This is a genomic window from Spirosoma utsteinense (assembly GCF_014282275.1).
GTDB lineage: Bacteria > Bacteroidota > Bacteroidia > Cytophagales > Spirosomataceae > Spirosoma > Spirosoma utsteinense.
In genome coordinates, this window is sequence record NZ_VFIA01000037.1 from 37,346 (window position 1) to 52,182 (window position 14,837).

General features: G+C 52.3%; 13 protein-coding genes. 6 read left to right on the plus strand and 7 right to left on the minus strand.

The window, feature by feature from the left end; genetic code table 11:
* Positions 1 to 18: 18 nt before the first annotated feature.
* From FH603_RS22325 to FH603_RS22340, 4 genes are all read left to right on the plus strand, one after another.
* Positions 19 to 1,677, plus strand: a complete 1,659-nt coding sequence (locus FH603_RS22325) for a RagB/SusD family nutrient uptake outer membrane protein (RefSeq protein ID WP_186740176.1) — start codon at positions 19 to 21, stop codon at positions 1,675 to 1,677.
* A gap of 279 nt (positions 1,678 to 1,956) precedes the next feature.
* Positions 1,957 to 2,673, plus strand: coding sequence for a gluconate 2-dehydrogenase subunit 3 family protein (locus FH603_RS22330; RefSeq protein WP_186740178.1), 717 nt, complete (start codon positions 1,957 to 1,959; stop codon positions 2,671 to 2,673).
* A gap of 85 nt (positions 2,674 to 2,758) precedes the next feature.
* Complete coding sequence (locus FH603_RS22335; protein WP_186740180.1) at positions 2,759 to 4,477, plus strand: GMC oxidoreductase; 1,719 nt, start codon at positions 2,759 to 2,761, stop codon at positions 4,475 to 4,477.
* A gap of 186 nt (positions 4,478 to 4,663) precedes the next feature.
* Entirely contained in the window at positions 4,664 to 5,824 is a 1,161-nt protein-coding gene (locus FH603_RS22340) for a glycosyltransferase family 2 protein (RefSeq protein ID WP_186740182.1), read from the plus strand.
* Positions 5,825 to 5,852: 28 nt separating this feature from the next.
* Here FH603_RS22340 and FH603_RS22345 read toward each other — a convergent pair whose 3' ends face one another.
* From FH603_RS22345 to FH603_RS22370, 6 genes are all read right to left on the minus strand, one after another.
* Positions 5,853 to 6,452: a class I SAM-dependent methyltransferase gene (locus FH603_RS22345; protein WP_186740184.1), complete on the minus strand. Its 600-nt coding sequence runs from the start codon at positions 6,450 to 6,452 to the stop codon at positions 5,853 to 5,855.
* A gap of 51 nt (positions 6,453 to 6,503) precedes the next feature.
* A complete protein-coding gene (locus tag FH603_RS22350) occupies positions 6,504 to 7,253 on the minus strand; it encodes a PIG-L deacetylase family protein (RefSeq protein WP_186740186.1) in 750 nt (249 codons plus the stop codon).
* Complete coding sequence (locus tag FH603_RS22355) at positions 7,237 to 8,433, minus strand: acyl-CoA dehydrogenase family protein (protein ID WP_186740188.1); 1,197 nt, start codon at positions 8,431 to 8,433, stop codon at positions 7,237 to 7,239. The genes FH603_RS22350 and FH603_RS22355 overlap by 17 nt, the downstream gene beginning before the upstream one ends.
* A gap of 91 nt (positions 8,434 to 8,524) precedes the next feature.
* Positions 8,525 to 8,767 (minus strand): hypothetical protein, encoded by a 243-nt coding sequence (locus tag FH603_RS22360; RefSeq protein WP_186740190.1) that lies wholly within the window; start codon positions 8,765 to 8,767, stop codon positions 8,525 to 8,527.
* A 168-nt stretch (positions 8,768 to 8,935) separates the two neighbouring features.
* A complete protein-coding gene (locus FH603_RS22365) occupies positions 8,936 to 9,709 on the minus strand; it encodes a LytR/AlgR family response regulator transcription factor (RefSeq protein WP_186740192.1) in 774 nt (257 codons plus the stop codon).
* A complete protein-coding gene (locus FH603_RS22370; protein WP_186740194.1) occupies positions 9,706 to 10,815 on the minus strand; it encodes a sensor histidine kinase in 1,110 nt (369 codons plus the stop codon). Before FH603_RS22370 ends, FH603_RS22365 begins: the two co-directional genes overlap by 4 nt.
* Positions 10,816 to 11,269: 454 nt before the next feature.
* On the opposite strand from FH603_RS22370, the gene FH603_RS22375 reads away from it, so the two are divergent.
* Complete coding sequence (locus FH603_RS22375) at positions 11,270 to 12,928, plus strand: carboxylesterase/lipase family protein (protein ID WP_186740196.1); 1,659 nt, start codon at positions 11,270 to 11,272, stop codon at positions 12,926 to 12,928.
* A gap of 244 nt (positions 12,929 to 13,172) precedes the next feature.
* Here the strand turns inward: FH603_RS22375 and FH603_RS22380 are convergent, their stop codons facing one another.
* Positions 13,173 to 14,303, minus strand: a complete 1,131-nt coding sequence (locus FH603_RS22380) for an FAD-dependent oxidoreductase (RefSeq protein ID WP_186740198.1) — start codon at positions 14,301 to 14,303, stop codon at positions 13,173 to 13,175.
* 93 nt (positions 14,304 to 14,396) lie between these two features.
* On the opposite strand from FH603_RS22380, the gene FH603_RS22385 reads away from it, so the two are divergent.
* A complete protein-coding gene (locus FH603_RS22385; protein WP_186740200.1) occupies positions 14,397 to 14,747 on the plus strand; it encodes a hypothetical protein in 351 nt (116 codons plus the stop codon).
* Positions 14,748 to 14,837: the final 90 nt, after the last annotated feature.

Genomic DNA, 14,837 nt, shown 5'->3' on the forward strand with positions numbered 1-14,837 from the left:
TAACCGGCCTATTACCAAATGAAAAAGAAACTCGTATTAATCCTGTCGGTTTGTGTGACGCTAATGAGCTCATGCAGCGATGAATTTCTGGAGACGACTCCGCTGGGCGTGGCCAACGACCAGCTGCTGGCTAGCAAATCGGGGGTCAACGGGGCGCTGATTGCCGCTTATAGTTTACTGGACGGGGTGGGCTCAGGACCAACGAACATCTCATCGGTCAGTAACTGGATATTTGGGTCTGTAGCGTCGGACGATGCCTATAAAGGGAGTGATGTGGGCGATCAGTCGCAGATCACCACGCTCGAACGGTACTCGTTCCAGGCCGATCTGGGCCTCTATAATGACAAATGGGTGGCGTTATACGATGGGGTCTCCCGATCGAATGATGTGCTTAAACTGATTCCCAAAGTCACCGATATGACCGATGCAGAAAAAGCCCAGGCCATTGGTGAAGCCCGTTTCCTGCGGGCCTGGTATCACTTCGAAGCCAAGAAACTATGGAACATGGTTCCTTACGTCGACGAAACGGTTACCGATTATATCAACCTGCCGAACGATAAGGATATCTGGCCCCTGATCGAAGCCGATCTCCAGTTCGCCATCGATAACCTGTCTGTGACCAAAGCCAACCTGGGGCGGGCCAGCAAATGGACCGCAAAGGCGTATCTGGCCAAAGCCCACATGTATCAGCAGGATTACACGGCCGCAAAGCCGCTGCTGGATGATGTGATCAATAACGGCCCCTTCGCGCTGGTAGCCAATTTTCACGACAATTTCAGGATAGCCACCGAAAACAACCGCGAATCGGTTTTTGAAGTCCAGATGTCGATTGCCGATGGGGGTACCGGCCAGAACGGCAGCTGGGGCGACAACTGGAACTTTCCCTATGGGTCTGCGCCCGGCGGTTGCTGCGGTTTCTTTCAACCCTCGCAAACCCTGGTCAATGCCTTCAAAACCGATGCCAATGGCTTGCCCTTGCTGGATACCTTCAATGAGGTCGATGTAAAAAACGACGAAGGGCTGGCCTCTACCGATCCATTCACGCCGTATGAAGGCACGCTGGACCCTCGCCTGGACTGGACGGTAGGCCGTAGGGGGTTACCGTTTCTGGATTGGGGAACGCATCCCGGCAAGAACTGGATACGGGATCAAAGCTTCGGCGGACCGTATACCTTCAAGAAGTTCTTTGCCAACAGCAGCGAGAATGCCGGCGCTGAATCGCCCCGCGCCAACGCCAACAATTACCGGGCGCTGCGCTATGCCGACGTATTGCTCATGCGGGCTGAAGTAGCGGTAGAAGAAAATGATATGCCCACAGCGCTGAAACTCGTGAACCAGGTCAGAACCCGCGCTACCAACGAAGTAGTAACAGATGCCAGCGGCAAACCAGCCGCTAACTACCTGGTCAAACCTTATACTTCTTTCTCCAGCCAGGCTTACGCCCGAAAAGCTGTTCGCTTCGAGCGCCGGCTGGAACTGGCCATGGAAGGGCATCGCTTCTTCGACCTGGTCCGCTGGGGTGAGGCTAGCGAGGTACTGAACGCCTATCTGGCCAAGGAAAGCCGCAAGCGAACCTACCTCACGGGCTCTACTTTCGCGAAGGGAAAAAACGAGTATTTCCCCATTCCTCAGGCACAGATCGACATCATGGGGGCGAGTGTATTGAAACAAAATTAAGCACTCTGCCCACCCGTCCCGAACCGGGGTACGGGTGGGCAGAGTGCTTAATTCGTTAAAACGAACGGGCAGTGGTATGGTGCAAGCCAGATCGCTGCCCGTTCGTTTTTACAAAAGCTCCGGCTTGAATCGGGGGGTGAAATCAGGTTGCGCCGACAGAGTCTGACAGTAAATTAGCGGGTAATTTGCCTTACCCTATAACGAGCTTTTGTGGTTGTTCTTCAGGAGCTTTTCAACCGAACTCAACAACAAACGGGTGCCCGTTTTTTCTGACAAACCATGAATCGTAGAGAAGCAATTCTTCAGGTAGCCCTCACGATGGGCAGCGCCCTGTCGGCACCAACGATGGCTTCCATCCTTGAGGGGTATCAGCCCCATCGGGTGGGCGGCCATAAACCGTCGCCGTTTGTGTTAGGGGCCGATGAGCAGGCGCTGCTGGCCGAAATTGCCGAGGTGATCATGCCGGCTACCGATACGCCGGGAGCCAAAGAAGCCGGGGTGGCGGCAACGATCCAGTTGATCATGAAGGATTGTTACAAACCGGCTCAGCAGGCTCACTTTCAGAAAGGCTTGCTGGCGGTCGATACCGAAAGCAAAAAAACGTACAGCAAACCATTTGTCGATTTGTCGATCGAACAGAAAACCGCGATTCTGACGCAGTTTGAGCAGGATGCCAAAGCGGAAGCAAAGCAGCATCCCAAACGACAGGAGAAACCACAGGCAACCAATACGGAAACAAGTTTAAGTGCATTTGCCCCGGCGGGTTCCGAGCAAACCCAGGCTAAAGAGGTGGATGCAGAAACAGGCGTGGTCGTAAAGGATGCCAGGAAAAACGCTCCCCTCACGCCGTTTTTTACGCTCGTGAAAGAGCTGACCATTCTCGGCTATTTTAGTTCGGAAGCAGGCTGCACAAAGGCGCTGGCCTATGTGCCCATACCGGGCCGCTACGAAGGCGTTGTGAAGCTCAAGGACGGCCAAAAAGCGTGGGCAACCTGAACCGCCTGTCGACTTCCGGCTAATGATTCGCGACGATCGACCGCCCGGCGGCCGGCTGTTGCTTTACCTTTTTTGACAACTACCAATGAATCTCAATCTCGACGCTAAAAAGGCAATGACCTACGATGCAATCGTAGTAGGCTCCGGCATATCGGGTGGCTGGGCGGCCAAAGAACTGACGCAGAAAGGCCTGAAAGTGCTGATGCTGGAACGGGGTCCCGATCTGAAGCACGTAACTGACTACACAACGGCCATGAAAGACCCCTGGGAGTTTCCGCACCGGGGAAAAGTCGAACTATGGGCCGCCGAAGAGTACTGGGCCAACGCCCGCTCGGGCGGTAAACCCGGCGAAGATCAGCGGCATATGTTCACCAAAGATGTCGACGTGCCGTATATCGAAAAACGCCCCTACGACTGGATTCGGGCTTATCACCTGGGAGGCCGGTCGCTGGTGTGGGGACGGCAGAGCTACCGGCTCAATGAGCGGGATTTCACGGCAAACCTCGAAGACGGTCACGGGGCCGACTGGCCTATCCGGTACAAAGACCTGGCCCCCTGGTATTCCTATGTCGAGAAGTTTGCGGGTATATCGGGTAACCGCGATGGGCTGGCGGTTTTGCCGGATGGGGAGTTTGTACCGCCCATGCAGATGAATAGTATCGAACGACTGGCCAAAGCCGGTATCGAAAAGAACTTTAAAGGGCGTCATCTGGTCATTGGCCGACCCGCAATTATTTCCGAAGCGCAGAAGATTCATACCGATCTGGGCCGGGCTTCGTGCCAGTTCCGGAACCTATGCGTGCGGGGTTGTCCGTTTGGGGCCTATTTCAGTACGCAGTCGGCTACGTTGCCCGCGGCCGTTAAAACAGGCAACCTGACCGTCATCACCGATAAGATTGCTTACGAGGTTATTTTCGATGACCAGAAAAATAAAGCCGTCGGCGTACGGGTGATCGACCAGAACACGAAACAGCATCAGGAATACTTTGCCAAAATCATCTTCCTGAATGCCTCGACGATGAATACGGCCTGGATCATGATGCAGTCCACATCCAAACGTTTCCCGAATGGTTTGGGCAATGATTCTGATCAGCTGGGCCGCAACCTGATGGATCACCATTTAGGCGCTGGTGCATCGGGGGAGTTTGAGGGATTGCAGGATATGTATTATTACGGCCGGCGGGGTAACGGCATTTATATACCACGCTTCGCGAACTGGGGTGATGACAAGCGCAAGGATTTCGTGCGCGGGTTCGGGTACCAGGGCCGGGGTGGTCGTCAGGACTGGGTAGCCGGCGCTTCGAAGGATGGATTTGGACCTGCTTTTAAAGATAACCTGACAAAGCCCGGCCGCTGGGAGTTTAACATTGGCGGATTTGGCGAAACCCTGCCCGACCCCAACAACCGGATGCGCCTTTCGGGGCAGAAAGATAAGTGGGGGCTGCCCATTATCGAGTTCGATGCGGGCTGGGGCGAAAATACGGTGGGTATGCGAAAAGCGATGATGAACGATGCCGCAGAAATGCTGGAAGCCGCCGGATTGAAAAATGTCAAAACCCGCAATGACAACACAAAAAATCCAGGTATCGGAATTCACGAAATGGGTGCTGCCCGAATGGGTCGTGACCCCAAAACGTCGGTGCTCAATGCCTGGAATCAGGTATGGGGAGCGTCGAATGTGTTTGTTACCGACGGAGCGGCTATGCCATCTTCCTCCTGTGTTAACCCATCGCTAACCTACATGGCGCTGACGGCCCGCGCAGCCAGCCACGCCGTGAGCGAGTTGAAGCGGATGAACCTGTAAGCGCGCAGCCCGGCCGGTTTACTTCCGGCCGGGCTGCGTGTTTCCCGTTTTTCTGACTTCCCGCTACCCGGCCATTAAATTGACCGTTTAATTCCCGTTCCCGTCGTCAACAATAAGGCGAACGTTATGTTGTGTAGTGACCTGCTTGATTATTTGTAACTTCTTTAAAGCAGGAAGCTATTTACTATGTCGCCTGCGCTTGCTTCTTTGTCTGCCGATCTGTTTAGACAACATACGCTCTTCGATACCCATCTGCCCGATAAACAGCTACTTATCTCTGTTATTGTTCCTGCCCGCAATGAGGCCGAACACCTGGGTGATACGCTCGATGCCTTGCGTAATCAACAAAAAAAGGATGGCACGCCTATCGTCTGGCGAACGTATGAAGTATTACTACTGCTCAACAACTGCACGGACCAGTCGGTGGTTGTAGCGCATCGGTATCAGCAAAAATACCCCTCCTTTCCCCTGCGGATTGCAACGATCCAGCTACCACCAGAAAAAGCTAACGTCGGCACCGCCCGCCGACTCCTGATGGACGAAGCCTGCCAACGCCTGACTCAGGTGGGCAGACACGACGGCATCATTGCATCGACGGACAGTGACACAATCGTTGACACGTACTGGATCGATCAGATCCTGACGGAGATCAATAATGGGTGTGATGTTGTTGGCGGGCGTATTCTCACCCGGCCAGATGATAGTCCGGTACGGGTTAACCACCTCCGCGACGTTACCTACCGCATGCTGAAGGCGCAGCTCGAAGCCCACCTCGACCCTTTATCGTTCGACCCATGGCCGCGTCATTTTCAGCATTTCGGTGCTAGTCTGGCCCTGACCTGTGCTGCTTACAAGCGGGTAGGGGGGCTGCCAAATGTACCCCATCTGGAAGACGAAGCGCTCTATAACGCGCTGGTTCGGACCGATGCCCGCATTCGTAAAAGCCCCTTTGTTCGGGTTACCACGTCGACCCGGATGCAGGGTCGGGTCGAGGTAGGTTTTTCGGAGCAGCTGCGTTACTGGCAGGCCATGAACCAGGCCAATAAAAGCCAGCTGGTCGAAGCACCGGCGGCTACTATTCGGCGGTTCCGTAACCAGAACCGACTCCGGACGATCTGGCAAAACCACATTACCAGTGCGGTTTCCGATCAACTTCAACTTATTGCATCAGAACTATTGATCGACTCCGACTGGCTCAGGCAACAGCTGGACCAGGCCCGGTATTTCGGCCAGCTCTGGGAAAAAGTAGAAATGCAGATGGCTGCCGGTGAATGGGCCACCCACTGGCAGCCTGTACCCATATCCCAGGCGATAAAAAAATTACGGTTATTTCTGTACGATAAATGAGCCGGATAGACCATAGCCGGTATTCCGGCTAGTCCTCCCTCTTTTGAAATAGATCCAGCCGATAGGTATCTGCCCGTTTGTTGGTGAGGTGGGCGAGAGGACCATTTGCCTGAGCCGATTCCAGAAAGAAGTCTTGAACCTGATCGCCGGTCAACGGATAGTCGGGTACGAAGGGGGTCCAGTGAACCAGCAGCAACTGCCCGCCGGGCCGTAAATGATCGATCAATAGCTGCCGGGCCCGACCCAGATCGGGCATAGACAAGTAATAGCCAATCTCCGACAATAGAATCAGATCAAACGACTGATCTGGAAATTCATCGGGAATCTTCATTTGCCGGATGGTCACTGAAGGATACGGAGCGAGTCGTTCCCGGGCAGCTTTCAGCGGCAATTCACTGGCGTCAACGGCCAGCAACCGGCCGCAGCGTTCAGTAAGTTTACGGGTCAGCACGCCAATGGAACAGCCAATTTCAAACGCTTCGCTGTACTGCGCCCGGGTGAGTGCGGCTACCGTTGCTTCATATTTCTGGCGCTCATAGTCGCTGGTCGCAAATGACCACGGGTCCTCGTTCGCCGAATAAACGGCATCGAAATAAGCTTGATCCAGAGTTGTTGGTTGTGAAGGCATATGGATAAAGTCAAGTGGTTAACTACCGAAATTTCTACGCCAGCGACGCTTTCAGGTAAGGCTTTCCAGAAATAGCTCACGTGGCCGATCGAAGTGAGTCAATAGTTCGGGTGATAAATAAAACGCGGTTGGGTCGTCGTCAATAAGCCGGGTCACCTGCGACCGGTGAGCGGCTATTGCCTGGTTACGCTGCTCCAGTACGGCGTCGATTGGAACAGTCCACAGCGTTACTTCAGCCGGATCGGGCATGTCGGCGGGGGTTCCCAACTCCCACAACCAGATAAGATACTCCAGTACCCTCGGTTGCCAGTGGCTGTATTGACGAGCCTCGTTCAGGATCTGCCACGAGGACCGATGATCGGGGTGCGGGTCGCGTCGCCAGGGGACAAAAACGGTCGATGGTTTCAGCCGGTCGATCAGGGACGCCAGAACCGTTGCGGCTTCCAGAAAACCGGGGGAGTCTTTACCCGGAACATCCCGGTCGCGGAAGCGCAGAAACGTACAAGCCCCGGCCTCGACGCCCAGGATCTGTAACGCATCCCGCGCTTCGGATTCACGGAGATCACGCAGCCGGTTGGCCGGATACGCTATCGAATTGGGATGCGACATGGTTCCATCACTCACAAATACAACATGGACGGCATAGCCCATCGCCCGTAACTGAGCGATGGTGCCGCCACAGCCGAGCGATTCGTCGTCCGGGTGTGGCGCAATGACCAGCGCCGACCCGATCGTGTGTATGTCTGTGAGCAGAACGGCGTTGTTTTCCAGCGAATACGCCTGATTAATGCCAGAGTTCATCGGCCGCCCGGGTGTTTGTCAGTACGAACTTTCCAATATCCACCAGCGTCGCATCGGGCGCGGGCTGACGGAGGTAAAGTGTCAGGTCCCGATGAATGCGCTCAAAGGGATGTGGCCGTAAGAGCCCTCTGGCACCAACACAGCGTTCGGCAAGCGGCATAATTCGCAGGCAGATTTCTTCAATAGCCGTGCGGGTCATGTTGGCGTAGGCAACGATCTTTTGCCAGTCGGCACCTTCAGCCAGCCAACGGTCAGTGTTGTCGCCAGCCAAACGGATCCACTGATTGCCTGACTCGATCAGATAAGCCATTTCGGCCAGCCGGGTCTGTTGAAAAACGTCATCGGTCCGGTTTGCCTGAACCAGAAACTGGCGGGTCGACTCGTAAAGAGCTTCGGCACCACCGAGTTGTACGGCTGCAAACCGGATGGCTCCTCCGCTGAAGACGGGTTGCTGGAAGTAGTTTCCCGGATGCCCCAGCAGGTCGTCATCCGTTAGTTCAACCCCGGTAAAGTCGAGTTTAAAACTGGCCGATGCGCGCATACCCAGTGGCCGCCAAAATTGATCATGTTGATCAATGGCCGAAACCCGTTCTGTGGGCACAACCGCCATCTGCCAGCCTTTACGATGGGTTTCCTGTTGATCGGTTGTTTGCAACTCGCCGGTAATCAGCGGTCGCTGCACCCAGCCTGCTCCGGAACAGAACGTCTTGGAACCCTGTAAACGGTATGTAATGTCGCCCGTCGATGAGACCTGTTCGACCAGACTGACCCCATCGCCGGCCTGCGTATTCCAGACGCTAAATAACCGATGGTGCTGAATTACGTCGTCGTACCAGGCTGTACGCTGGCTGGGTGTAGCATAGAGATGAATCAGGTAAAGGGCATTGATATGGCCTTCGTATACCCGTCCAACGGCCAGGTTTGCCGATCCAATCCGTTTAAGGAGGTGGAGCAGACGAGCCGTTTGCCCTTCCATAAAGTCGAGGTCGTGGCCGGGCAGTGTGATCGCCAGCAGGCCAGCCTCGGCCAGCCAGGTAAAGGCATCTTCGGGAAACGCCCCCTCGCTGTCCGTGTCGGAAGCGACGTCAGCAATTCGCTCGATTAGTGGGTCCAGCAAAGAAAGACAATCGTCAGAAAAAGGCGACAGAGTGGGGGAGGAGACGGAGTTGAAGAAGTTCATACCCCCTATTAATCTGTTGATCGAATGATTGTTTTACAAAATACCAATCCGTTCAATGATTTAGAGAAGAGGTTCGGCTGTTCGATGGCAGTTAAGGTACAATCTTTACTAAACCACACTGAATTAAATCATCGACGAAGTGGTCGGTTGTATCGGTGCGTACAATCAATTCCTTTCCCGACTCCCGCGTTTGGATATGATCCGCGAGCTGAATCATGAAGTGGGGTATGGACGTTGTTGCCGATAGACCGCTCAGACGCCAGAGCGTCTCAACGAACTGGCCAGAAGAAGTTGCCTGACAGTAGGTTTGACCACTGCCTGATGAGAATACCATTTCTCCGTTAGTTTACGCGTATATACTTACTAGTTTCAGTACCTGTTCAAGGTTGATGAAGCACTAACAGTAAGACTACAAAATCTATAGGCTGTCACTTGTTATTTTTATTTTAGTTCTTTATTGTTGATCAAATTGGCTGGCTAGGGGTATATTAACGAAGAGGGTTCACCGTCCCAGCCAATCTTTAAACTCCGTGACCCGGCTCAGACTTACGAACAATTCATGGCGGGCAACGGGAACCAGGTCCAGTTTTAGTTTACCTGCTGAAAAGGTATGAATCGTTTGTATGGCCGTTCTGGCTACGAGAAACTGCCGGTTGGCCCGAAAAAATTGAGCTGGGTTCACCATCCCGGATAGCTGATCGAGGCTATAGTCGAGGGGCAGCGACATACCTTCTTTGGTAGCCAGAAACGTTGCTTTCTCTTCCGAAAAGAAATAGGCAATATCGGCAACTTCCACACTCCTGATTTTGGTGCCGAGGCTTACCATGAAGCGCTCTTTAAAATTCGGTTCTTTAGGCTTCTGGATCAGTGCCAGTAGTGCGTTCAGGTCGGGCAGGCCGGGTTGCTGCCGAATGATCCTGAACTTGTCGAGTGCCGCTGCCAACTCGTCATAGTCAACCGGCTTGAGCAGGTAATCAATGCTGTTCACTTTGAAAGCTTTGATCATATACTCCTCATAGGCGGTCGTGAAAATAACGGGTAGGGTCAGGCGCGTCTGATCAAAAATAGAAAATGCAAGACCATCTTCGAGATGAATATCCATAAAGGCTAGGTCTGGCAGAGGCATTTGGCCGCTGCCCTGTTGACTAAACCAGGCAACGGCTTCGCTTACCGATGGCAACTGCGCCATAACCTGGATAGCCGGATCGTATTTCTTAAGCATCCGCTCTAACTGACGGGCGGTGCGGGCTTCGTCTTCAATGATCAGGACATTCATAGGGTAAGCGGAATTTTTACGATAAATAAACCATGTTGTTCGCCGTACCAGACCGGGCGTTCGGTCAGCAGGGCATAGCGGTTGGCAATATTAGTTAACCCCACGCCCGTTGACGGTTCAGGGATATCGCGGAGTTGTATCGGGTTTTCGACGATCAGAAACTCATCCTTCGTGTAAATACGTACCTGTAGCCGTTCCCGAATCGACATGCGATTATGCTTTACTGCGTTTTCAACGACCAGCTGGAGGGATAAGGGCGCAATCTGGTACTGTGTTTGTACCGACGGAGGAACATCGATGACGACCTCAAATTTGTTTTCGAAACGTATCTGAAGCAAAAATGTGTAGGCCTGAATGAAATCGAGTTCGGTGCTGAGCGGGACCATATCCTGGTCGCGTTGCTCTAACAGGTAGCGATAGGCTTTTGATAATTGCTTGATAAACTGTTCGGACAAGTCGACATCCTCATGAATCAGGGAGGTTAAAATACTCAGACTGTTAAAAAGAAAGTGGGGACTGAGTTGATTCTTCAGGGCTTCGAACTGACTCAGTACCGCTTCTTTTTGCAGGCGCTCCGCTCGTAGCCGCACATCTTTCAATTGCTGGAAAGCCCGGGCGTTGATCGTCAAATCAAAGGCTGACAACATGATGGCAACCGAAAAACCAGTATTGGCCCGTCCTACATAGGCCATCACCTCAGGGGGAAAAGGCATGGTGGCGTTTTCGTCCTGAAAAGCCGGCCACAGATAAAATATAAGCCGAAAGCTAAGCCCCACCATTTCCCCAAAGACTATATTGAACAGCAAGGCAAGTCCTAGTGATACCAGGATGGTTGTCAGAATCGCTTTCCAACTAAATTCGTGCAGAAAGTCTTCCCCGAACCAGTCAAACAGTCGACGTTGAATCCAGTCGGTGGCATTGATCCAGATGAAATACAGGACCAGGACCACAAGGGTATACCCCAGGATTAGAGGCAAAACTGGCATTGTCGAATTTGATGGGCGTTTGGTTCCCCACAGGTTTACGTAGAACAGCAGAGGTGAATAAAGCAGTAAGAGCCGAATGGCTAGTTGCCATTTTTTATAGGAAGTTAACTGCCCGGACATATGAATAGCGTTTGTACAGGCGTAAACGTACTACCCGTCCGGGTCGGTACCAAAAGAAAGGAGATAAACCGGGGGGTTAGCTGGCTGAACGAATGAGATTAGGGGATGAGTGGTTTACCTCCTTTCAGGATCGATTGTCCGCTGATTCGATCGGACAGCAAGAAGAATAGCTCTTTTTACAGCGGGCTATCCCATACCCGGTGCAGGTCAAGAACAACGTATTAGCCAACTGCACCAGTAGCCCGCCGGTAATCGTGGCGTTGTTTCGACGTAACTGATCGCCAAATGGGGGCTACCTTTTCCGCTTACACCCTCTAGTTGCTTAAACCAGTCGGAGAGTAGCTGATTATCAATGGTGAATCAGCGGGTTAGGCATAGTAAAATCCCGCTTTAACTCTCTTATATACAAACTCCCGGATGAGGTCTTCCTTTACTCTTCAACGAATATTCTACTATGAAACCGTCAAGACGAAATTTTTTACAGGCATTGGGCGTTGGCGTGACCAGCCTGGGTGTAGCCGAGCAATCCATTGCGGCAGGTGTAAAACCACCAAAAGTGGCAAAAGCAGCCGGCGATGAGCAGGTTTTATTTGTGGGCGATAACATCGCCATCGCTAAAACGGAACATGGCAAGGTCAGGGGGTTTATCCTACGGGGTGTTCACCAATTTTTAGGCGTTCCCTACGGGGCCGACACCTCGGGCAAAAACCGCTTTATGCCCCCGCAAAAGCCAACGGCCTGGACCGATATTCGTCCGGCCCTCTGGTGGGGCAATTCTGCTCCCCAGATTATGGAAAAGCGGTACGCCAATCCTTATGCCTCGTTCGTCGACCACTGGAACTACGACGATGTGTCGGAAGATTGCCTGAAACTGAACGTGTGGACTCCGGCACTGGATACCCAAAAACGGCCGGTAATCGTCTGGCTTCACGGGGGTGGTTTCGTGAATGGCAATGCGATTGAGCAGGACGGCTATCATGGCGAGAATATTTCCCGTATGGGGAATGTCGTTTTCTGCTCGATCAACCACCGGCTCGGCGCATTGGGCTATACCCACCTGAAGGCAGCTGGCGGGCATTCGGCTTCCGGCAACGTAGGCAACCTGGACATGGTGGCGGCTCTCGAATGGGTGAAAAACAACATTGCCAATTTTGGCGGAGACCCGAACAACGTAACCATCATTGGCCAGTCGGGGGGAGGAGCCAAAGTGACTACCCTGATGAATATGCCGTCGGCGAAGGGCTTGTTCCATAAGGCCGTAGCGTTGAGTGGCAGCTCACTGGCCGGCACCAATAAAGAATACGCCGAAAAGCTGGGCCTTAAAGTGATGGAAGAGGCCGGTCTGAAACCTGGAGAAATCGACAAACTTCAGCAGATTCCCTGGCGTGAATACATTGACATCGCCAATCGGGCCACCGAGAAAATGTCCGACGAAGCCAAAAAGATGGGCATCCAGCGTGGTGGTTACTCGCCCGTAGGTGATGGCGTAACCTTGAAAGACGGTGCTTTTTTCACCGATGCCAGCCACTTCTCGGCTGACATTCCACTGATGATCTGCTCGACCTTCCACGAGCAAAACCCCGACCGGACCGATGCTTCTCTGGAAAGTATTTCACTGGCCGACGTAAAAGAAAAGATCAAGTCCCGCTTTGGTGACAAGACCAGCGATATCGTGGATGCCTATGCCCGGAATTTTCCGAAGGCGCGTCCTATCGAAATCTGGGCGTTGATCGTGTCCAGCCGGAAGAATGTCGTGGCCACCGCCGACGCGAAGGTATCGCAACGAAAAGCGCCCGTTTATGTGGCCTGGTTTGGCTGGCAACCCCCGCTCTTCGACGGTCGGATGCGGGCGTTCCACTGCGACGATATCTGCTTCTGGTTTTCCAACACCGACCTGATGCTGACCCACACGGGCGGTGGCAAACGACCCCGCGCCCTGTCGGAGAAGATGGCGGGTTCCTTCCTCAATTTTGTGAAGACCGGCAACCCCAACGGGGGCGGCTTACCCAACTGGAAGCCCTACACGACCCAAAACGGCGAGACCATGATCCTGGATGACACCTCCGCGCTGGCCAATGACCCTGACCGCGAGGCTCGTAAGACGTTGGCGTAATAACTGGAATAGTCAGCTGGTAAATTAGCTTAGTCAATATAGTTGAAATGGCCCTACTTCTTAAGATGCAACTCGTACAAACAGCTATCTAAATGAGTAGGGCCATCGACTGAAAGGATATTGCTTCGTTTGCGTCCGTGTAGCGAAAATGCTTACGGTCTGTACCGAGCTACCTGTGCCGTTGCTGTACCGGTTACGAAGGATACTCAATACGTCGGTGTTCAGTTCAGAAAACCTGTCTAACTCAACGCATAAATTGCTGAAACGAAAAGTCTGGATGACGCATAAGTAGTTCATTCTTGCCGGATTCACGTTGGGCTTCTGCGGCATACACAACCATTTGTTGTTCGTAAGCTTGGATAGCTCCCTGTATAGTCGCGTAGTTTCCGTTGGTTAGGGTATCGGATAAAACCAGGGCGTCCATCAGGCCGGTATTCACACCCTGCCCGGCAAAGGGTGGCATCAAATGGGCGGCATCCCCAATAAGCGTTATTGGCAGCGGGCGATTCCGTTTCCACGGTTTTTCCATGGGTAGTTTTCTCGTTGGCAATCCCCAGAAAGAAGTGGTCGCGTCGAATAACTGCTGGTAACGTTCATCCCAACCAGAGAACCTGTCGGTAAGAAACGTACGAATGCTACCCGTGTCTTGAACGTCTACCCCATTTTTGCCAATCCATTCTGGTGGCGTTGCATAGATGATGTTGTAGGTCAATACGCCGTTGTTGTTGGGGTTGGCGACCAATATGTTGCCCTGGTACGAACTCATCAGTATGTCATTGTCGCACAGTTGGTAAAGTGCCGGGCAGTACCGTTTCGGTTCAACTACTTCACCCTGAAGAATAAATGTGCCCGTATCTTCGACTTTGCTATCCGTAACATAGCTTCTCGCGTTGGACATTCCGCCATTCGCTCCGATGACAAAATCGGCTGTCGCCTGCCTATTATTGTTAAAAGACAGTAGCCATTTCCCCTTGTGTTCCTCCAGTCCAGTAAGCTTTCTATCCCAGATAACAGTGTCTGTTGCTAAACTATCAAGCAGCATGTTTCGTAAATCATTTCTGTTAATTTCGGGATTGTCGTATCGGGTTTCGGGGGTTGGTTTTTTAGAGATTAACACAGTACCCTTTTCATCGGCGATGGTTCTTCCCATTGGTTTGGCCAGGGCAAAATAGCTGTCCAGCAATCCTGCTTTTTTCATGGCTTCCTGCCCTGAGTGTTTATGCAGGTCAAGCGTACCGCCCCAAATTCTGGCTTGTGCGTCTTTGTCTCTCTCGTAAACCCTTACAGCTACTCCCTGCTGCTGTAGCAATCTTGCCATTGTCAGACCAACTGGCCCCGCACCAATAATGGCTACTTCTTTATCGTACAGTTCCATGATTTTGTCTTGTTAATTAATGACACAAAATTGAGGAACCTTTTAAGGTTGAAATACCTACATTAGTCATAAAAATAGTCGTAAAAGACTTGTATGAAAGGAGACACACGGGAGTCAGTGCCCAACGTTCTATACAGGCTGGCTTATGTATTGGGTACAGTCGTGACGAATTGGACAGTGGAAATCCCCGAAGAATTTGGTACGGGGTATTGTTCCGGATTTGTTTTTAATGAGAATATCCGACTGCTGATCCTTAACTATGAACTCAAAGAAGACCTGGTTATTGACAACCCGGAGGTCAATGATTCGGCGAGCATGCTGCTCTTTAAGTTTCAAAACGTAATCCCTAAAACAGCTACCCCATCAACGGGAAGGGAAACACCGTCCGTTTTAATTGCGACCAGTAGCATAAATACCGATGTCGTTAGAGTATGTTTTGGATAGTCTAAAAATGAGAGTCCGTCTTATCTTGTAGTTACCAAGCTCCAAGATCATGAACGAATCGTTTCAAGCACTAACGGACTCTCAATGGCA